At 74.1% G+C, this 19,849-nt stretch carries 17 protein-coding genes and 1 pseudogene; 7 read left to right on the top strand and 11 right to left on the bottom strand.

The window, feature by feature from the left end:
- Window positions 1–128 precede the first annotated feature (128 nt).
- The 3 genes and pseudogenes from ABIH81_RS20895 to ABIH81_RS20885 all read right to left on the bottom strand — a co-directional run bounded on the left by ABIH81_RS20895 (window position 129) and on the right by ABIH81_RS20885 (window position 1,995).
- Complete coding sequence (locus ABIH81_RS20895) at window positions 129–947, bottom strand: lyase family protein (RefSeq protein WP_349876583.1); 819 nt, start codon at window positions 945–947, stop codon at window positions 129–131.
- A gap of 247 nt (window positions 948–1,194) precedes the next feature.
- Window positions 1,195–1,743, bottom strand: a pseudogene (locus ABIH81_RS20890) (creatininase family protein); the annotation flags it as partial.
- Between the two features lie 126 nt (window positions 1,744–1,869).
- Entirely contained in the window at window positions 1,870–1,995 is a 126-nt protein-coding gene (locus ABIH81_RS20885) for a hypothetical protein (protein WP_349876582.1), read from the bottom strand.
- A gap of 128 nt (window positions 1,996–2,123) precedes the next feature.
- On the opposite strand from ABIH81_RS20885, the gene ABIH81_RS20880 reads away from it, so the two are divergent.
- Window positions 2,124–2,723: a sugar-binding protein gene (locus ABIH81_RS20880; protein WP_349876581.1), complete on the top strand. Its 600-nt coding sequence runs from the start codon at window positions 2,124–2,126 to the stop codon at window positions 2,721–2,723.
- A 95-nt stretch (window positions 2,724–2,818) separates the two neighbouring features.
- Here the strand turns inward: ABIH81_RS20880 and ABIH81_RS20875 are convergent, their stop codons facing one another.
- A complete protein-coding gene (locus ABIH81_RS20875) occupies window positions 2,819–3,397 on the bottom strand; it encodes a VanZ family protein (protein ID WP_349876580.1) in 579 nt (192 codons plus the stop codon).
- Window positions 3,398–3,990: 593 nt separating this feature from the next.
- Between ABIH81_RS20875 and ABIH81_RS20870 the strand changes: the two genes are divergently transcribed.
- Window positions 3,991–4,287, top strand: a complete 297-nt coding sequence (locus tag ABIH81_RS20870; protein ID WP_349876579.1) for a DUF1540 domain-containing protein — start codon at window positions 3,991–3,993, stop codon at window positions 4,285–4,287.
- Window positions 4,288–4,440: 153 nt separating this feature from the next.
- Complete coding sequence (locus ABIH81_RS20865) at window positions 4,441–5,232, top strand: DUF2470 domain-containing protein (RefSeq protein WP_349876578.1); 792 nt, start codon at window positions 4,441–4,443, stop codon at window positions 5,230–5,232.
- Window positions 5,233–5,236: 4 nt separating this feature from the next.
- Here ABIH81_RS20865 and ABIH81_RS20860 read toward each other — a convergent pair whose 3' ends face one another.
- Window positions 5,237–6,544, bottom strand: a complete 1,308-nt coding sequence (locus ABIH81_RS20860; RefSeq protein WP_349876577.1) for an FAD-binding oxidoreductase — start codon at window positions 6,542–6,544, stop codon at window positions 5,237–5,239.
- Window positions 6,545–6,590: 46 nt separating this feature from the next.
- Between ABIH81_RS20860 and ABIH81_RS20855 the strand changes: the two genes are divergently transcribed.
- A complete protein-coding gene (locus ABIH81_RS20855) occupies window positions 6,591–8,090 on the top strand; it encodes a PLP-dependent aminotransferase family protein (protein WP_349876576.1) in 1,500 nt (499 codons plus the stop codon).
- Here ABIH81_RS20855 and ABIH81_RS20850 read toward each other — a convergent pair.
- Genes ABIH81_RS20850 through ABIH81_RS20840 form a run of 3 tightly spaced genes read right to left on the bottom strand, consistent with a single transcriptional unit; the run spans window position 8,059 to window position 13,143 of the window.
- Complete coding sequence (locus ABIH81_RS20850; protein ID WP_349876575.1) at window positions 8,059–9,582, bottom strand: class I SAM-dependent methyltransferase; 1,524 nt, start codon at window positions 9,580–9,582, stop codon at window positions 8,059–8,061. The two genes, ABIH81_RS20855 and ABIH81_RS20850, sit on opposite strands and share 32 nt — an antisense overlap.
- Window positions 9,583–9,616: 34 nt before the next feature.
- A complete protein-coding gene (locus tag ABIH81_RS20845) occupies window positions 9,617–11,425 on the bottom strand; it encodes an ABC transporter ATP-binding protein (protein ID WP_349876574.1) in 1,809 nt (602 codons plus the stop codon).
- Window positions 11,422–13,143 (bottom strand): ABC transporter ATP-binding protein, encoded by a 1,722-nt coding sequence (locus ABIH81_RS20840; RefSeq protein ID WP_349876573.1) that lies wholly within the window; start codon window positions 13,141–13,143, stop codon window positions 11,422–11,424. The genes ABIH81_RS20845 and ABIH81_RS20840 overlap by 4 nt, the downstream gene beginning before the upstream one ends.
- A 167-nt stretch (window positions 13,144–13,310) precedes the next feature.
- Here ABIH81_RS20840 and ABIH81_RS20835 point away from each other — a divergent pair, with 167 nt between their 5' ends.
- Entirely contained in the window at window positions 13,311–15,341 is a 2,031-nt protein-coding gene (locus tag ABIH81_RS20835; RefSeq protein WP_349876572.1) for an acyl-CoA dehydrogenase, read from the top strand.
- Between the two features lie 36 nt (window positions 15,342–15,377).
- Here the strand turns inward: ABIH81_RS20835 and ABIH81_RS20830 are convergent, their stop codons facing one another.
- Window positions 15,378–16,355 carry a hypothetical protein gene (locus ABIH81_RS20830; RefSeq protein ID WP_349876571.1) on the bottom strand — a complete coding sequence of 326 codons (978 nt, stop codon included), beginning with the start codon at window positions 16,353–16,355 and terminating at the stop codon, window positions 15,378–15,380.
- On the bottom strand, window positions 16,352–16,690 hold the full coding sequence (locus ABIH81_RS20825; protein WP_349876570.1) for a PadR family transcriptional regulator: 339 nt from the start codon (window positions 16,688–16,690) through the stop codon (window positions 16,352–16,354). The genes ABIH81_RS20830 and ABIH81_RS20825 overlap by 4 nt, the downstream gene beginning before the upstream one ends.
- A gap of 355 nt (window positions 16,691–17,045) precedes the next feature.
- Between ABIH81_RS20825 and ABIH81_RS20820 the strand changes: the two genes are divergently transcribed.
- Entirely contained in the window at window positions 17,046–18,275 is a 1,230-nt protein-coding gene (locus ABIH81_RS20820; RefSeq protein WP_349876569.1) for a cellulose binding domain-containing protein, read from the top strand.
- A gap of 176 nt (window positions 18,276–18,451) precedes the next feature.
- Here ABIH81_RS20820 and ABIH81_RS20815 read toward each other — a convergent pair whose 3' ends face one another.
- On the bottom strand, window positions 18,452–19,357 hold the full coding sequence (locus ABIH81_RS20815; RefSeq protein ID WP_349876568.1) for an AraC family transcriptional regulator: 906 nt from the start codon (window positions 19,355–19,357) through the stop codon (window positions 18,452–18,454).
- Between the two features lie 184 nt (window positions 19,358–19,541).
- Here ABIH81_RS20815 and ABIH81_RS20810 point away from each other — a divergent pair, with 184 nt between their 5' ends.
- A complete protein-coding gene (locus ABIH81_RS20810) occupies window positions 19,542–19,817 on the top strand; it encodes an antibiotic biosynthesis monooxygenase (RefSeq protein ID WP_349876567.1) in 276 nt (91 codons plus the stop codon).
- Window positions 19,818–19,849: the final 32 nt, after the last annotated feature.

The following is a 19,849-nucleotide window of genomic DNA, read 5'->3' as shown; positions in this document are numbered from 1 at the left end:
GCCGAGCAGGCGCGGATCTGCCGGTCGTTCCATGGTGATGTCAGATCGCCCTTCGGGCCGTCGGTCCAGATCACGTGGTCGCCGCGACACGACGTCCGCGACCACGGCCAGCTGCGTCTGCCGCCCCGTCACGGGCCTACCCTCGCCGCGACCGCCTCGGCGAGAGCCGCGTCGGCACGGGTCAGCCGCTCGCGCAGCCCCTGCGCCCGCTCCTGCACCGCGTCGAGCATTGTAGACAGTCGTCCGACCTGGTCCCGGACGGCCGCCTCGCCGGGGCCGTCGCCCTGGGCGCGGCGCAGCACGAGTTCGGGGCGGACCGCGGCGGCCAGCCGGCGGGGCGAGATGTCCAGGTCGGTGCCGGCGAACGCGCAGGAGCCCAGCGGCGAGCGGTTCATCTCGTCCAGCAGGCCGGCGTACGCGGCGGCCTCGCCGGCCAGCGCCTCGGCATAGCCGGCGAAGACGTGCCCGATGCTGGTCGGCTGGGCCGGGCGGCGGTGCGTGTAGCCGGTGATCACCACGTCGGCGTGCCGGTCCGCGCGGTCCAGCACGGTACGGCCGGTGGCGAGCAGCGCGTCGAGCACCTGGAGCAGCTGGTCGCGCAGCACCATCCGGAAGACGCCGGCGTCGAGGTCGTTGCGGCTGCGCGCGAGCTGCACGCTCAGCTGCGACACCTCGATGCCGGCCGCGGCGGCGAGACGCTTCTCCAGCGTGTAGTAGATGTCCTCGACGCTGCCCTCGTACTCCAGCTCCTCGGGCCGGTCACCGGCGAGGGCGACCAGGCCGCGCAGCATCGTCGCGGCGGCCTCGTCGGAGATCAGGCCCTGCTCGGCGAGCATGACGACGTGGGCCTTGCTGGCCGTGACCATCGCCGGGTAGAGGTGGGCGACGTGGTGGTCGAACACGACGCGGAGGTGATGCTGTTGGTAGACGGTCAGTGACGGGCTCATGGAGGCCTCCCGAGGTGGTGCGTGGTCCTGGGGCGTAACTGTCATCCGGCCGGCTGGTCCGGCCGGTCGGCGCCGGGCGGTCCCGGCAGCGGCGCGGCGAGCCACGCCCCGACCAGCTCGCGCAGGCGTGCGCCGGCGGTGACGCGGATCCGGCCGCCGGCCTCCTCGCCGGCCAGCGAGACGTGGCTCGACCAGCCCTGCCGGGGTCCGGCCGCGACTCCACCAGCACGTACGGGTGCGGGGTGGGCAGCTTCGGCTTGGGCGGCAGGTCCGGCGCCGCGTCCAGGCGCACCGCGGCCGGGTCGAAGGCGAGCACCGCGGAACTCTCGTACGCGCCGCCGTGCCCGCGGGCGGGCAGCTTCCCGAACATCCCGGCCGTCTCGTCCGGGCCGACGAGCTGGAACCAGTTCACCAGCATCATGCTGGCCCGGTGCCGCCCGGACACCCACTCCATCGCGGCCCGGACGGTGGACATGTTGGCGTCGTGCCCGTTGACCACGAGCACCCGGGTGAAGCCCGCCTCGACGATGCCGGCGAGCACGTCGGCGAGGTAGCCGACGGCGATCTCCGGCCGCAGCGCCACAGTACCCGGCCACGGCCGGGTCTGACCGGGGCAGGCGGCGTACGGCGTGGCCGGGAAGAGCACCGCCCGGGCGGACCCGGTGGCCAGTTCCCCGGCGAAGCCCTCGGCCAGGATCAGGTCGGTGCCGATCGGCACCCTGGAGCCGCTGGAGGAGATCGCCGACTTCCGCGCCTGGACCGTGCGGAACAAGACCCAGCAGCTCGACGCGCTCATCGAGTCCCTGCTGAACATCCCCAGCGGTGGCACCGGTGGCAGCGCGAGCGAGCCGGGCGCGTTCAACCTGGTCCCGGTCACCACGATTCCGAAGGCCGCCACCGCGCCGACGGTGGACGGCCACGGTCACGACCACGAGTACACCGGCGAGGTCATCGACATCTCGACCCGCTGGGAGGGCACCGCCGCCCCGGCGTCGGACATCTCCGGCACCGCCCAGCTCACCCACACCGACGACGCCCTGTACGCCATCCTCACCATCACCGACGACGTGCTCGGCACGGTCCTGCCGCCGGAGGACTGCAAGCGTCCGCGGCGTAACGACAACATCGTGCCGGGTGTGGAGATCGCCTCGGCACCACACCACAGGTGCGTCGGTGGTGACCAGCAACCCGTACACGGGTTACCGGATCGAGGTCAAGATCCCGTTCAGCGTGCTGCCGGACGCCGTCGACCCGAACCGGATGGGCCTGAACATCCTGGTCAACGACTCGGACACGCAGGACCTGACCGCGCAGACCCGGGTCGGCTGGTCGACCTGGAGCGGCGTACGGGCCGACCCGTGGCGCTGGGGCAACGCGACGCTGCCGGACCTGGCGGCGAAGCCGTCGGCGCCGAAGGCTCCGATCATGCCCGACACCGCGGCGCTGAGCGTCGACTCGCCGCAGACCCTCCTCCAGTCCGTCTCGGACGGGGTGGCACCCGGCGGTTACGCCAAGCTGCCGGACGGCACCGTGAAGATCAAGAAGGTCACCCGCACCGCGAGCAAGGTGTCCGTGCGGCTCCAGGTGAAGAAGGCCGGCACCGCCCGGGCCTTCGTCTGGGACGGCACCCGGGTCGTGGCGGAGACCACGGCGGCCCTGCGCAAGGACGGCACCCTCGTCCTGCCGCTGAGCGGGTCGCTTCCGGCCGGCACCTCGCTGCTCGTCTCGTACGAGCACGGCGGCGCCACCACCGCTCTGGCGAAGAAGATCTGCTGAGCGGACGCTGATCGCGTCGACCTGACGCACACGATGGGCCGGGCCGGCCGGCCCGGCCCATCGTGTGCGTCCGCGTCACCCGGGCCGTGCCCCGCTCAGCGAACCGGCGCCGGACCGGTAGCGGCCGGCGACACCTCGGCCGGCTCGCCCCACCAGCGGCGCGACGCCAGCGCCGCGAGCCCGGCGCCGGCGGTGTTGAGCAGGACGTCGTCGACCGAGGACACCCGGTCCAGCCGCAGGACGTACTGCGCCACCTCGACCACGGCCGAGCAGCCGGCCGCGAGCGCCAGGATCCGCGGCACCGACGCCAGCGCCGCGAACCGCAGCGGGGCGAGGAACCCGAGCGCCGCGAACACCAGCAGGTTGCCGACGATCTGGACCGTCACGGTCAGCGGCCCGCTCGCGAGGACGGTGAGCAGATCCCGCAGCGGCACCAGGCTCACCCGGCCGGGGACCACGCCGGCGCCGTCCCCCGGCAGCATGATCATCCAGACCCACGACACGGTCCCGTAGACGATGCCCACCTCAGCCAGCGACCTCCGCCACGCCGGCCCCGCGCCGCCGCGCCGCCGGGCCAGGAGCCACACCACGAGCGCGGCCGCCGGCAACGCGGCCACCGTGAGAAGCACGACCCCGTTGATCGTGCCGAACCAGCCGTGCCACCCCTCGATCACGCCGCCTCCGCCCGTGTCCGCCGGGCCCGCACCGGGCCCGCGGTCCGCTCAGGGTGCCACGGCCGCGCCGACCGGTGTCCCCGGCCCGGACGACATCGCGTACGCGGCGCCCGCGCCCGCTGTCACCGGATTCGCATTGCACCACCGGGCCGGTCTCGAATCCCGTCGATCGCCCGTTTCCCGGGCCGCCATTTTCGGCACGGCCGGAATGGTGTCGGCCGTTTCGGGGCTCACGGTCGTTTCGCCTCACCCATTCCCCGTGGGCGCCGGAGTCTCCGTACGGGGCGACAGCGAACATATTCGCAGATGAGCCGTGGTGTGGCGGGCGGTGAACACGTACCCGCATCCGCCCAGCCGCCGAGCCAAGAAAGACTCACCTCAACAAAGGTAAGCCTTATCTTCGTTCATTCGGGATTCGGCGCGGAGACGGCCACTTGTGGCCGCCAACCCCGCATTCCGTTGTTAAGGTGAGCATGATCCTCACTCGCGGCCGACGGGTTTGAGGACCGGGTCGCACGGCAAATACCAGATGGCGTTCGAGCACCACGAGGCCGGCTGTTCGTGTCCGCCCGCCCGCATGACTTGGAGGCACCATGAAGACCCTGTTGCAGTCTCCGCCGGTACGTGAATGCGCCGCCACCGCGTGCAGCTTCAACGACAACGGCTGTCACGCTCCCGCGATCACCGTGGCGGCGTCCGCCGACGCGGCCTCCTGCGCGACGTTCGTCGAGTCGTCGCTCAGCGCCGGGATGAAGGAGGTAACCGGCGCGGTGGGCGCGTGCGCGCGGGCCGAGTGCGTGTTCAACACCAACCTCGCCTGCACCGCCGAGTCGATCACGGTCGGCCCGGGCGCCACGGTCAGCGACTGCCTCACCTACCAGCCCGCCTGACGAACCGGACAGCACGCCCGTACGGGTCACGACGCCTCACCGTCGTGACCCTACCGCGTCTGCGGCACCCGACCCGCCGTTGCACAGGTAAGCCTTACCTACTACCGTCTGACCTGGGCCGACTTCACCCCCTTCCCGGCCGAGGAGACAGACATGGCGTTGCACCCCGCGGGGCGTCCCGCCCCGCCGGCCGGTGTCGACCCGGTCGCCGCAGGGCCGTCGGCGGGCGGTACGGGCACCTCCACGCCCCGCGACGCCGTCGCCGCCCGGTGCGTGCTGAGCGCCGCCTCCTCCCTGCGGCTCACGCTCGGCGACGTCACCGCCGACCTCCTCTCCGCCCACGCCGTGCTCCCCGACGGCACGATCGTCCTCGCGGTCGACGCGATGAGCCGCACCGGCGGCCTGCTGGTCGCCGCGCGCGGCCACAGCGGCGCGGTACGCCTCGACGTGACCGACCTCGCCCCGGTCGCCGTGCGCTCCCGGGTGCGGTCCCGGCTGCGGATCCTCGGCACCGCCCGCCGGTTCGACCCGGCCGCCCTCGACTCCTGCGACCCGGCCACCGTGATGTCGCTGCTCGGCCTGCCCCCGGTGGAGCTGTGGGCGATCGCGCCGGACGAGGTCGTCCTCGACCGGGCCGCCGAGCCCGTCGCGGTGGACCTCGGCGCGTACCGCGCCGCCCGCCCGGATCCGATCGCCGTCGACGAGGCCGCCCACCTCGCGCACCTGACGCGGTGCCACCGCGACGTCCTCGACCGGCTCGGCGCCCTCGTCGACCCCGCCGTCACCGCCGGTTCGACGCGGGTCGTCCCGGTCGCGCTCGACGCCGAGGGCATCGTGCTGCGCGCGGAACGGCCGGACGGTCACGCCGACACCCGGTTGTCCTTCGCCCGCCCGGTCACCGCCGGTTCCGGCCTGGCCGAGGCGCTGCGGACGCTGCTCGGATAGGGCGTCAGCCCGCCACCGGGAAGTTGGATCGGAGGAGTGCCTCCGGGTCGTGGCGGCGCTTGACCGCCCGGAGCCGGTCGAGGACGGCGGGAGTGAAGGCGTCGGCCACCGTCTCGTCCCGGTTGAGGAACGTCACCGGCTTGCGCCCGCTGACCGGCAGGGCGCCGGCGAGATCCCGCTGGCGCGCCGTGACCGCCGCCGGGTCGGTGGCGACGCCGAACAGGTAGAGCGCGTACGGCTCGGTGAGCGGGCCGTGCGGGCTGTCGGAGGCCCGGGCGAGGGCGCCGCCCAGGTGCCGGAGCTGGACGCTCAGCAGCGGGGAGATCGGGTCGGCCAGCAGTGCCTCGGCCGCGTCGTCGTCGAGGCGGGTCAGCAGTTCGGCCCGGGAGATGCCCGGGCTGGGGTCGGTCGGTTCGGCCGTGATGCCGCCGAGTTCGGTGACCGGCATGACCCGCCCGCTGTCGGAGATCGGCGTCGCCAACCGGTCCAGCGGCGTGAGCAGGCTCCGCGCCCCGGTCTCGTCGCCGAGGTAGGTGACGTCGAGAGCCACCATCGGCTCGGCGCCGGGGAAGTGCAGCAGGTCCATCCAGACGGTCAGCTCGTCGGGCGCGGTGGCGGTGATCCGCCGGAACGCCCGCAGCACGTCCCGCGCGTGCGCCGCCGGCCACAGCATCCGTCCGCCGAACAGGCTCGGCGCGGGGTGCAGCGCCAGTTCGAGCGCGGTGACGATCGCGAAGTCACCGCCGCCGCCGCGCAGCGCCCAGAACAGGTCGGGGTCGGTCTCGGCGGTGACGCGCCGGTGCCGCGCCTCGGCGTCCACGACGTCGAACGCGGTGACCGCGTCGGACACCCAGCCGTACGCGCGGCCGAACCAGCTCAGCCCGCCGCCGAGCGCCACCCCGGTCACACTGACGACCGGGGAACTGCCGGGCAGCCCGGTGAGCCCGTGCGGCGCGGCGGCGGCCTGGAGCCGGCCGGACGGCACACCCGCGCCGATCCGGGCCCGGCGGCCGTCCGGGTCGATCTCCACGGTGTCCAGGCGGCCCGTGCGCAGCAGGATCGCGCCGTCGGCACGGCCGCTGGCGCCGTGCCCGTTGGGCTGCACGGCGATGCCCAGTCCGGCCGAGCGGGCGTACCGGACGAGCGCGGCGACGTCGTCGGCGTCGGCGGCCTCGACCACGGCCACCGGCGACTGCTCGACGGCCAGGTTCCAGGCCCGGCCGGCCACGTCGAACCCGGCGTCCCCCGGCAGCAGGACCCGGCCCCGGACGGCGGAGCGCAGCGGGTACGGGGCGTTCATGATCGTGTCCATGAGCCCACACTAGGGTCGGAAAAGACCCGGACTAAGGTGCATTCGCATGACGGATTCGTGGGCCAATCCGGCGCGCCGGCTCGGCAGCGACCTGCATCTGGAACTGGCCGGCTCCGGTGGCCGCCGGTCCGCGCTCACCAGTGCCCTGCGGGAGGCCGTCCGGGACGGGAGGCTGGCCGCCGGTACTCTCCTGCCGCCGTACCGTTCCCTCGCCGCCGACCTCGGCCTGGCCCGCAACACCGTCGCCGCCGCGTACGCCGAGCTGGTGGCCGAGGGATGGCTGGTCGCCCGGCAGGGGTCGGGGACGCGGGTGGCGCCGCGCACCGAGCCCGCCCGGGCTGCCCGCGTCCCGAGCAAGACGCCCGCGCGTCCGGCCCCGGCCGTGCACCACCTGCGGCAGGGCCAACCGGATGCCGCCTGCTTCCCGCGCACCGCGTGGCTGGCGTCCGCGCGCCGCGCCCTGACCGCCGCACCGAACGAGGCGTTCGGGCCGGGCGATCCGCAGGGCCGCCCGGAACTGCGCCGGGCACTGGCCGGGTACCTGGCGCGGGCCCGAGGTGTCCGCACCACCCCGGAACAGATCGTGGTGTGCTCCGGCTTCGCGCACGCGCTGCGCCTGCTCTTCGGTGGCCGGGTGCTGCGCGGGCCGCTGGCGGTGGAGTCCTACGGGCTCCCGTTCCACCGCGCGGTCCTGGCGGAGGCAGGCACCCGTACCGTCCCTCTCACGCTCGACGCGGACGGCGCCCGCACCGAGGAGCTCACGGATCTCGCCGGGGTACGGGCGGCGCTGCTCACGCCCGCGCACCAGTTCCCCACCGGTGGCCCTCTGCATCCCGGGCGGCGTCTCGCCGCGCTGCGGTGGGCGGAGGCGCGGGACGGGCTGATCCTGGAGGACGACTACGACGGCGAGTTCCGGTACGACCGGGATCCGGTCGGCGCGGTGCAGGGCCTGGACCCGGACCGGGTGGTCTACCTCGGCTCGGTGAGCAAGAGCCTCTCCCCCGCGCTGCGTCTGGGCTGGATGGTGCTGCCCGAGCGGCTCGTCGGCCCGGTGCTGGCCGCCAAGGGTGAGCGGGAGGCGTGGGCGGGCGTGACGGACCAGCTCACCCTCGCCGACTTCCTCGACTCCGGCCGGTACGACCGGCACGTCCGCCGGATGCGGCAGCGGTACCGGGCGCGCCGCGACCGCCTGGTCGCCACGCTCGCCGCCCGCGCCCCGCACGTCACGCCGACCGGCGTCGCCGCCGGGCTGCACGCCGTGCTGCGCCTGCCCCCGGGCACCGAACGCACGGTGGTCGAGGCCGCCGCCCGGCAGTCGATCGCGCTCGACGGACTCGCCGGCTTCCGCCACCCGGACGCCACCATGCCCGCCCCCGACGGCCTCGTGGTCGGCTACGCCACCCCGCCCGAGCACGGGTACGGGGCCGCGCTGGAGGCGCTGTGCCGGATCCTTCCCCCGGACCCGTTCCCCCACCGGCCCGGTGTGCCGGCCGGGCCGGCGGGCACCAGCGGTGTCAGGCGTTGCGCGGGCGGTGGGCGACGGTGAGGACGTGGGTGGTCGGCCAGTCCAGCGGCCGGCCGTCCAGGTCGGTGAGGGACGCGACCGGCGCGATCCGGTTGTCGATCACCCAGTCGTTGCGGACCGGCGCCGAGGCCGGGCCGATCTCGAAGCCCGCCTCGGTGAGCAGCTCCGTCCAGTCGGCGAAGCTCAGGCCGCAGAACTGCTCCTTCGTCTCCGACAGCCAGTTGTCCGTGTAGTCCTTGCGGGTCAGGTAGTCCATCGCCGCGCCCAGGCCGAGGCGTACCGCGCCACCGGCGAGCGGCTGGTACGCGAAGCCGAACGCGAAGTCCACGGCGAACTGGTCCAGCCGCGCCCGCGTCGACAGTCCCGAGACGTACCGCCGGACCTCGGCCGAGGTCAGGTCGGCCAGGTCACGGCGGGGCGAGGCGGGGTTGTCGCCGTCGTCGGTACTCAGCCGCAGGATCACCTGCCGGCCGGGGTCGTCCGGTCCGCACACGTCGCTGTTGATCCAGACGCCGCCGGGCACCGTGTGGTCGTGGATGCGGCGGGCGAACTGGAGCAGCGACTCCCGCTGCCGCCCGTACGACCAGATCTCGTGGGTGAGCGCGAAGGTGAGCGTGGTGTCCACCGACCGGTCCTTGAACACCGCGCCGCCGAGGACGTTGCGGTGGAAGAAGTAGACGTTGGCGTTGCGGAACACGCCCTGCGCCTTCTTGTGCAGGCACTCCTGGTAGAGGTGGCGGGCCACCTCCACGCCGATCAGGTCGCTCTCCCGCAGCGTGGCCTCCCGGTCGGCCAGCTCCAGGACCGCGCCCGCGCCGCAGCCGATGTCCACGATGCGCCCGGGCTGCACGTACCGCCGCACCGAGTCCCACTTGCGTTGCGCGGCCGAGGCGAACGCCTCCACGTACGTCCGGTAGTCGCGGGTCACCGTGAGGCCGCCCTCGTCGCCGACCAGCGGGTCGTTCACCACCGACCGGATCGCCTCGACGAGGCGGTAGCGCTCGAACACGTCGATCGTCGCCGGGTGGGTGAGCGTACGCCAGCTCTCGTCGCCGGCGGCCAGGCGCAGCAGCACGTCCCACGGCCGTTCGGGCGTCGCAGGCAGGTCCGGATCGGCCTCGACCTGCGCGATCGCGAAGCCGAGCCGCTCGTACAGCTTGGCGACCTCCGGCGTGGAGCAGGCCACCACCGTGTCGGCGGGCGCGAGTTCGAGCCCGGGGGCCACCGCGATGCTCTTGAGCGTGACCTCCGCGAACGCGTCGGTGTACGCGGTGTCGAAGATCGGCACGGCCAGCGAGCGCAGCCCGGTCAGCACGCTGAACCGCTCGATCGCGGCCTCCCGCCGGTGGTACGCGACGGGGTTGCGCCGGGTGTTCTCGTGGTTGGCCGACGTCACCGCCCAGACCACAGTGGCCTCGTCGCCGGCGAGCCGGCGCAGGTAGTCGGCCTGGAACCGGGTCAGCAGGTGATGCCGCCCCGGGAACAGCACGAAGCGGGTCGGCAGGTCGGTCATCGGCACCTCGACTGGGCGGTGGAGCGGTCGGTGATCATACCGGGACGCGCCAGGAACGCCACAGATGGCCGTACCGGCCGTCGGTGGCCAGCAGCTCCTCGTGCGTGCCCTGCTCCACGATCCGGCCGTGGTCGAGCACGACGATCCGGTCCGCGGCGACCGCCTGGCTGAGCCGGTGCGCCACGATCAGCGTGGTACGCCCCCGCGTGGCGGCCAGCGCCGCACGGTCCAGGTCGCGGGCCCCGGCGCTGCCGGCCTCGGCGGTCGCCTCGTCCAGCACGGCGACGGCGGGCGCGGTCAGCACCAGCCGGGCCAGGGCCACCTGCTGGGCCTGCGCGGCGGTGAGCCGGTGACCGCCCTCGCCCACCGGTGTGGCAAGGCCGTCCGGCAGGGCGCGTAGCCAGGTGGTGGCGCCGACCCGGTGCAGCGCGTCGAGCAGCTCGGCGTCGGTCGCGTCCGGGGCGGCCAGGCGCAGGTCCTCGGCGAGCGGCCCGGCGAAGACGTGCACCTCCTGGCTGACCAGTGCGACGTCGCGCCGGGAGGTGGCGTCGGCGGCCCCGGTCAGCGGCATGCCGTCGAGGCGTACCGATCCGTCGGTGGGCGCGATGATCCCGGCGGCGATGCCGGCGAGCGTGCTCTTGCCGGCGCCGCTGGCGCCGACGAGCGCGACCCGCTCCCCCGGCGCCAGGCGCAGCTCGACGTCGGCGAGCACCAGCGGCCCGTCGTCGTAGTGGTGCCGGCGCACCGTGACGTCCAGCGCCGCCGGGCTCCGTGGGCCGGAGGGCTGGGCGGCCGGGCCGGACCCGGAGGCCGGGCCGGACCCGGAGGCCTGTGCGGTGTCGGGCAGGCTCGCCACGCCGACCAGCCGGGCGAGGCTCGCGCCGGCCTGCAACACCGAGTCGGACTCCAGCAGCAGCAGGCCGATCGGGTTGAACAGGCGGTGGAAGTAGAGCGCGGCGGTGGTCGCCGCACCGACGGTGACCAGGTCGTCGCGGACCAGGAAGAACCCGGCCACGAGCACCGCGGCCAGGCCGAGGAACTCCGACCTGTTGATCCGCAGGCCGAAGCGGGTGTGCAGGTTGAAGATCTCCAGCGACAGGTCGCGCGCCACGCCGGAACGCTCGGCGATCGCCGCGACGTGCGCGTCCTCGGTCCGGTACGCGCGCACCGTCGCCGCGCCGCGCAGCGCGCCGGCCATCGCCTGCGTCCGCTCGCCGGTGGCGACCCGTTCGCGGGCGTAGTAGGGCGCCGAGCGGCGCAGGTACCAGCGCAGCGCCAGCGCGTACGCGGGCGCGGCCACCAGCCCGGCGAGGCCGAGCCGCCAGTCCAGGGCGACCAGCCCGAACACGGTGAGCACGACGGACAGCAGCGCGCCGACGAACGCCGGGCCGCTCACCGCGATCACGTTCGTCACCACCGCCACGTCGTCGCCGACGCGGGCCAGCAGGTCACCGGTGCCGGCTCGCTCCAGCGTCGCCGACGGCAGGTGCAGCGCCCGGTCGAGGACGCGCTCGCGCAGCCGGGCCAGCACCGTCTCGCCGAGCCGGGACGCGAGCGCGGCGCCGAGCGCCGTGAGCAGGCCGGTGAGCACGGCGGCGCCGGCGATCACCGCCACCCGGCCGGCGATCCGGGAGACCGGCGCGTCGGCGATGACGTCGTCGACCAGGCGGCCGAGCACCCAGGGCGCGACCAGGCCGCCGGTGGCGGCGGCGACGAGCACCGTCGCGGCGGCGGCGCTGAGGCCGGGCCGGTCGCGGAACTGGGCGCCGAGCGTGGTCCAGGTCTGCCGGGCGGACGCGACCGGCAGCAACGTCCGGCCGGGGGTACGCGGGTCAGCGGTCACCGCAGTGTCTCCTCGCGGTAGCGGGCGTCGGAGGCCAGCAGGCGCTCGTGCGTTCCCTCGGCGGCCACCCGGCCGTCGGCGATCACCACCACCCGGTCGGTGATCCGCAGCAGGGCCGGGCTGCTGGTGATCAGCAGCGTGCCCCGGGGCGGCACCCGGCGCACTTCGGCCAGCCCGTCGGCGAGCTGCGCCTCGGTGGCCGCGTCGACGGCGGTGGTGGGGTCGTGCAGCACCAGCACGGGCGGGTCGGCGTGCAGCGCCCGCGCCAGCCCGAGCCGCTGGCGCTGTCCACCGGAGAGGTTCGCGCCCCGCTCGACGAGCCGGTGGCCGAGGCCGCCGGGGTGCGCGTCCACCACGTCCTCGGCGGCGGCGGCCCGGACGGCGGCGTGCAGCCGCGCCTGATCGGTACGGGCGCCGGCGGCGAGGTTGGCCGCGACCGTGCCCTCGAACAGCGTCACGTCGTGCGGCTCGACCAGCACGGTGCCGCGCAGCGCGTCGACGTGCAGCTCGTCGGTGGGTACGCCGTCGACACGCACGGCTCCCCGGCGCGCATCCGGCGGCACCCGCCCGGACAGCAGCGCGACCAGCGCCTCGGCGTCGGCCGGGTCGTAGGCGAGCACACCGACCACCTCGCCGGGGCCGACGCGCAGGTCCACCCCGTCCAGTCCGGCGTGCCCGACGGCGTCGAGGGCCAGCCGCGGCCCGTCCGGCTCTGCCGGGGCCGGCGCGTCGCCGGGCCGGGTCAGCGGCTCGGCGCCGAGGACGCGCGCCACCCGGGCGGCGGAGGCGCGGGCCATCGCGAACAGCTGCACGCACCAGCCCATGGTCTGCACCGGCTCGGCGACGAACTGCGCGAGACCGACCACTGTGACCAGCTCGCCGATGGTGAGCCGGCCGCGCAGGGCGAGCCAGCCGGCCACCCCGGCGACCGCCGCGAGGAACAGGCCGTTGGCGGCGGTGGTGAGGCCGAGGTGCAGCCCCTTGGTGTTGGCGGCGCGCAGCGTGACCGCGAGCGCGTTGCGGCTGGCGGCGGCGTACCGGCCGGCGGCGTGGTGCTGGGCGCCGATCCCGCGCAGCACGCGCAGGCCGGAGACGAGGTCCACCGCGAGCGCCGTGGTCTCCGCGAGGGCCTCCTGCTGGGTGGCGCTGCGCCGGGACAGCAGCGGCGCCATCCGCTGCAGCACCAGGACCAGCACCGGTACGCCGACGAGCACACCGAGCCCGAGTGGGACGTCGATGACCAGCAGCGCGGTCGCCGCGACGGTGAGCGCGGTCACCGCGGCGACACCGAACCCGGCCACCCGCACCACGAGCGCGGAGAGTTCGGCGTCGGAGGCGGCGACCGAGAGCAGTTCGCCGTCGCGCAGGCCGGAGCGGTGCCCGCGCGGGTCGAGCGCGCGCTCGGCGATCTCCACCCGCAGCAGGTGCGCCTCCCGCTCCACCGCGGCGAACGCCTGGCGGGCACCGTTGCGGTAGGCGAACGCGAGCACGGCGAACAGGGCCGCGAGGCCGGCGACGGAGTACGCCAGCGCCCACGGGTCGCCGGTCACCACGGCGCGGTCGATGATGAGGCCGATCGCCACCGGCACGAGCGCCTCGGCGACCTGGTGCAGGCCGAGCAGCGTCACGCCGATCAGCACCGGCCGTCGCTGGCGGCGCAACGCCTGACGCAGCACGTGCCGGGCCGTGACGGCGCTGCCGGCGGGGAGCGGGGACACGAGGGGATGCCTCCAGTGATCGAAGTGAGGACAGCCTAACCTCAGCCGTGGTGGCCGAGTCGGGTGGCACGGCTCACCACTGTCTCCACCAGCGGGGCACGGTGACCGCCGGTAATGTTGATCAGGCCGAGAGTGCACCCATATGTCCGCTGCCCCGAGGAGCGACCATGCTCGATCACGCGTCCGGCCGCATCGACATCGCCCGCCTTCAGGAGACGCTCGACGGACCGTGGGCCGAAGTCCGTCAGGCTCACCGCAAACACCTCGACGAGCGCTTCCTCCCGGTCTACGGGGAGACCGGCGACCAGGCGCGCGAGCGGATCACCCGGCTGCTCGGCGAACTCCCGGTCGAGCTGGGCATCGCCGCGGGCTTCCCGGCCGAGTACGGCGGCCGGTCCGACGTGGGCGCCTCGATCGTCGCCACCGAGATGCTGGCGCAGGTGGACCTGTCACTCATGGTGAAGGCCGGCGTGCAGTGGGGCCTGTTCGGCGGCGCGGTCGCCGCCCTCGGCACCAAGCGGCACCACGACGCCTACCTGCGGGACATCGTCGAAGGACGGATCTTCGGCTGCTTCGCGATGACCGAGACCGGCCACGGCTCGGACGTGCAGCAGTTGCGCACCACCTGCGTGTACGACCCGCAGACGCAGACCTTCGACCTGCACACGCCGCACGAGGCGGCGCGCAAGGACTACATCGGCAACGCGGCCCGGGACGGCCGGATGGCGGTGGTCTTCGCCCAGTTGGTCAGCGGTGGGCGCCGCCACGGGGTGCACGCGTGGCTGGTGCCGATCCGCGACGAGCACGGCAACCCGATGCCCGGCGTGACCATCGGCGACGCCGGACCCAAGGCCGGCCTGCTCGGGGTCGACAACGGACGGCTCAGCTTCGACCACGTACGGGTGCCGCGGGACATGCTGCTGGACCGGTACGCGCAGGTGGCCGCGGACGGGACGTACTCCAGCCCGATCGAGGACGACTCCCGCCGCTTCTTCACCATGCTCGGCACGCTCGTGCGGGGCCGGGTCAGCGTGGGCGGCGCCGCGTCGGCGGCCACCAAGGCGGCGCTCGCCATCGCGGTGCGCTACGGCGACATCCGCCGCCAGTTCAGTGACGCCGAGGGCGACCGCGAGGTGCTGCTCAACGACTACCTGGCCCACCAGCGCAAGCTGCTGCCCGCGCTGGCCACCACGTACGCGCTGCACTTCGCCCAGACCGAGCTGGTCGCCGCGCTCGACGAGATCCAGGGCGGCGACGGGCCGGTCGACGAGCACCGGCAACGGGAGCTGGAGTCCCGGGCCGCCGGGCTCAAGGCGGCGCAGACCTGGCACGCCACACGCACCATCCAGACGTGCCGGGAGGCGTGCGGCGGGGCCGGCTACCTGTCGGAGAACCGGCTGCCCAGCCTCAAGGCCGACACCGACGTGTTCACCACGTTCGAGGGCGACAACACGGTCCTGCTCCAGCTTGTCGCCAAGGGGCTGCTGACCGGCTACCGGGACGAGTTCGGCTCGCTGGACGGCTGGGGCCGCGCCTCCTTCGCCGCCGAGCAGGTACGCGAGATGGTGCTGGAACGCACCGCCGCGCGGGCGCTCATCGCGCGGCTGGTCGGCGCCGTGCCGGGCCGCGACGACGAGGTCGCCGTCACCGACCGGGGCTGGCAGCTCAAGGTGTTCGAGGACCGGGAGGAGCACCTGCTCGCCAGCGCGGTCCGCCGCCTGCGCGGCGGCGCCTCCACCAAGAAGGACCGTCCGTTCGACATCTTCAACGACGTGCAGGACCACGTCCTCGCCGTCGCCGCCGCGCACGTCGACCGCGTCACGCTGGAGGCGTTCGTGGCCGGCATCGACGCCACCGCCGACCCGGCGGTCAAGGAGCTGCTGTCGCGGGTCTGCGACCTGTACGCGCTGAGCGTCATCGAGGCGAACAAGGGCTGGCTGCTGGAGCACGGCCGGCTCACCCCGGCCCGGTCGAAGGCGATCACCGGCGTGGTGAACGGGCTGCTCAAGGAGCTGCGCCCGTACATGCGCACGCTCGTGGACGGGTTCGCCATCCCTGATGCCTGGCTGCACGCCGCGATCCTGCGCGAGGAGCCCGCACGGCAGGAGACGATGGCCGCCCACGACGCCGCCGACCCGCAGGCGGCCGGCGCCGAGTCGACGGCCGCCGCCGCCGATTCGCCGGCCGCGGCCCCGTAGCCGTTCGGCCGGTGACGCCGGCGTCAAGGCTCCCGGTCAGCCTCCGGGGGCCGGTGCGGGGCGCGTCCGTGCCGGTGGACCGGGTGTCCCGGCCGGTTCGCCGCCGGTGGTCCGCGACGCGGCGTACCCGCCGGCGCCGATCGCCAGGTACAGCCCGCCGAACAGCCAGAACGCGGCGAACAGGAAGCCGCGTTCGGCCATCGCGAGGATCATGACGAGCGCGCCGGCCAGGGCGGTCACCGCGTATCCCGCCCGGATGCCGTACGCGCAAAGCGCGCCGGCCGCGAGTGGTCCGGCGATCCACAGCGCCGCGCCCACCCAGCCGACACCGACCGAGCCGCCGGCCGACGCGACCGCCACGAGCACCCCGGGCAGCGCCACGAGACCGCCGGTCAGGTAGCGCCACCACCGTCCACCGGCTCCTCGCCGCACGGCCCACGGCACGATCGCCGCCGCCCAGGCCACCAGCGCGAGCGGGAGGTAGTACAGCCCGATCTCGCCGGCCGCGCAGGCGGACACGGTCAGAACCGTCGCGGCGGCGAGCCGCGCCGCGCCGCGGACCCGGCCGGGCAGCACGAGCGGCGCGGCCACCAGGAGCGCCGGCAGCAGGGTGAGCATCGCGATTCCGGCACCGAACCGCCGTACGACGCCCTGCTCGCCCGGCTCGGCCTGGAGCGGGTCCACCGGCACCGCGGACGGCAGCAGGAAGCTCACGCACACGGCGATCAGCACACCGGCCGCCAGCGCGACCAGGGACAGCGTCCGGGCAGCCCGCTCCGCGCCGTCCTGGACGGGCAGGCCCAGTTCCTCCCGCGCCTGGCCCGCCACGGCGTCGGGACCGCCGAGACCGGCGAGGATCTCGGTGAGATCGCGTCCACCGTCCAACGCGTCGGCGATGTGCGCGCGGACGTCCGCGGCGATCTCGTGCGCCGCGTCCGGCGGGATCTCCGACAACTCCGCGCCGAGCGCCCGCAGATAGGTCTCCGCCGCCTCCGGGAGGCCGTCGTCGCTCATGTCTCCTCCGCCATCAGCTCGTCCACGTGCGGCTGGATCTCCCGCCATACCGCCGTGAACATCCGCAGGTGCGCCCGCCCCTGATCGGTGATCGTGTAGTACCGCCGGGCGTGCCCCTGCTCGGGCGTCACCCACCGGGTCTCCACGGTGCCCGCCTGCCGCATGCGGGCGAGCAGCGGATACAGGCTGCCCTCGCTCGCGGTCAGGCCACGGACGGCGAGCCACTCGGCCAGCTCCAGGCCGTACATGTCGCGTCGCGAGAGCAGCGCGAGCACGCAGTACTCCAGCACGCCCTTGCGGATGTTCGTGGTGATCCGCTCACGCGCGCCGTCCATGCTTCGCAAGATACCTTGTCATGCAAGATATCTGGCGCGAGGGGTCCGCGGCAGGCCGCGCACGGCGTACCGCGGACCGGCGTCGCGGGTTCGTCAGAGAGTCTTGTACGAGCCGAAGGTGCCGCGCGTCGTCCAGCCCCGGAAGAGGCCGAGCCCGTACCCGTGCCCGCTGCATTCGGCGGCAGGCATCGACCGACGTGCATTGACACATTTCGTTACGGCGGTGATAGTAACTGCAAAAGCTCCCGCCGGTCCCTCCGCGGGGACGCATCGCGGCGGCGCCACGTCGACGTGGCCGGCACACCGCCACCACCACCATCCAGGGAGCGCTGTCACGACGTCCCCTGGAGGGCGCATGAGAAGACGATCGAAGATCTACGCGGGGCTGGCGGCCGCCCTCGTCCCGCTCGCCTCCGTGGTCGTGGCGCTCGGCGCGACACCCGCGGGCGCCGCGATCGGCGGCTCGGGACCTTACCCCGCCGACTACGAGACCTCGTCGAGCCTGCCCAACCACACCGTCTTCCGGCCCCAGACGCTCCCGTCCGAGCGCCTTCCCGTCCTGGTGTGGGGCAACGGCGCCTGCTCGGCGAACGGCCTGTCGCAGGGCAACTTCCTGCGCGAGATCGCCTCCCACGGCTTCCTCGCCATCGCCAACGGCGCACCGAACGGCTCCGGCTCCACGAACTCCCAGATGCTCACCCAGTCCATCGACTGGGCGGTGGCGGAGAACTCCCGGTCGGGCAGCAGGTACTACAACCGGATCGACACCACGAAGATCGCCGTGGCCGGGTTCTCCTGCGGTGGCCTGGAGGCGTACGCGGTCTCGAACGACCCGCGCGTCACCACCACCGGCATCTTCAGCAGCGGCCTGCTCAACGACGCCGACGACTACCAGCTGCGGAGACTGACCAAGCCGATCGCGTACTTCGTCGGCGGGCCCAGCGACATCGCGTACCCGAACGCGATGGACGACTGGGGCAAGCTGCCGGCCGGGCTGCCCGCCTTCATGGGCAACCTGAACGTCGGGCACGGCGGCACGTACGACCAGCCCAACGGCGGCGAGTTCGGCCGCGTCGCGGTGCTCTACCTCAAGTGGCGCCTGAAGGGCGACGTCAGCGCCGGCGCCAGCTTCGTCGGCCCGGACTGCGGTCTGTGCCGCAGCCAGTGGAGCGTCCAGCAGAAGAACCTGACGCTGGACGGCCCGCCGCCCACCACTCCCCCGCCCACGACCCCGCCGCCCACAACCCCGCCACCCACGACGCCGCCGCCGACCACGCCGCCGCCGGGCGGGGCCACCTGCACCGCCGTCTACGCCGTCCAGGACCAGTGGAACGGTGGCTTCGTCGCCAACGTGACGGTCACCGCCGGGAGCACCGCGCTGACCGGCTGGCGCGTGACTCTCACGCTGCCGGGCGGCGCCGCGATCAGCTCGCTGTGGAACGGCGTGCCCAGCGGCACCAGCGGCACCGTCACCGTGGCCAACCAGAGCTACAACGGACGGCTGGGCGCGGGGCAGACCACCACCTTCGGATTCCAGGGCACCGGGACCGGCGGCGGCGCCACCGCCACCTGCGCCGGGAACTGAACCACCTCGGCGGGGCCGGCTCCGGACGCCGGCCCCGCCGACGTGGGTTGGGCCAGGGTTCCGCCGGACGGTTGCCACCAGCAGTTCGGCACCCCGTCGCGCCGCCATCGCCCTCCCCCGCCCGTCCCGCGTGGCCCCGACGAGCCGGTCGGCGGCGGAGTTGCGTACGTCTGCGGTCAGACGACGGCGGGGACGCGGGAACGCGTGATGCCGCGCAGGCGAACGGCGTCCTCGCGGGGAGGCGCCCCGAACTGGCGGCGGTACTCCCGGCTGAACTGCGACGGGCTCTCGTATCCGACCCGCGCGCTCACGCCGGTGACGTCGTGGGGATGCGTGGCGAGCAGGAGCCGCGCCTCCTGCAACCGGATCTGCTTCTGGAACCGGATCGGGCTCATCGCCGTCACGGCCTGGAAGTTGCGGTAGAAGGCCGACACGCTCATCCCGGACAGCCGGGCCAGCTCCTCCACCCGGAACGACTGCGCATGGTGGTCGCGGATCCACCGCACCGCCCGGGCGACGTGGCTGAGGCTGCTGTCGGCCAGGCCGAGCTGCCGGACGGCCCCGGTCTGTTCCCCGGTGAGCAGGTGCCACAGGATCTCCCGTTTGACCAGGGGCGCGAGCACCGCGACGTCCCGGGGCCGGTCCAGCAGCCGCAGCAACCGGATCACCGCGTCGCCGAGTTCGTCCGGCGCGTCGCTGACCACCAGGCCCGAGGGCGTTGCGCCGGGCACGGGCGGAAGGTCGCCCGGCGCCGCCTGCAACAGCAACTCCGCGACCGTGGGCGGGTGCAGCACCAGCCCGAACCCCAGCGCCGGCGAGTCGGCGCCGGCCCGGGTGAAGCGGCCGGTGACCGGCAGATCGACCGACGCGACGAGGTACTGACCGGCGTGGTACTCGTACACGCGGTCGCCCAGCGCCATCCGCTTCGCCCCCTGGGCGATGAGTGCCATGACGGTGCCGGACATCGACGTGGCCGGCGGACTCTGCCGCTCGACCTTCGAGATCAGCACTCCGTCGATGGCGGTGCTCATGTCCGGCCGCGCGTGACGGGCCAGCAGCGTTCGCAGCTCAGCCAGATCCACCCGCCGATTAAAGCACGACCGATCCTCTCGGGGCGAGTAGGATCAGGCAAGTCTTCGCGAGCATCTGTCTAACGTTCTTGCTGCTCAAGCTGCTTCCATTGGGGAGTCGGATTTCCGGGACGAGCCCGGATATGACAATTCAGGAGGCACTGCGATCACCGTCCGCCACGGGTTCCACGCCACCATGACCGCCCGGCCGGGTAGGGCTGACGACCTGGCCGGGCTGCTGCTCGGCGCGCCGTCCCTGCCCCATCCGGACTGCCTCGTCTTCCTCGTGTCCCGCTCGGCCTCCGACCCCGGCGTCGTGCACGTCGTCGAGGGCTGGACCAGCGCCGAGGCACACCGCCGGTTCTTCGCCGGAGCGGAGGCCCAGGATCTCGTCGCCAGGCTCCAGCCGCTGCTGGCCGGCGAGCCGGCGTACACGGACGCGGTTCCGGTCGGCGGGAAGGCGCGTTTCTGAACCGGCTGCCGCCGCCGGCCCGCCCCGATCCC

The sequence above is a fragment of the Micromonospora sp. HUAS YX12 genome (genome assembly GCF_040215685.1).
GTDB classification, from domain to species: domain Bacteria; phylum Actinomycetota; class Actinomycetes; order Mycobacteriales; family Micromonosporaceae; genus Micromonospora; species Micromonospora tulbaghiae.
Note: the sequence above shows the minus strand (reverse complement) of the source record. Positions and strands in the feature narration are given on the sequence as shown.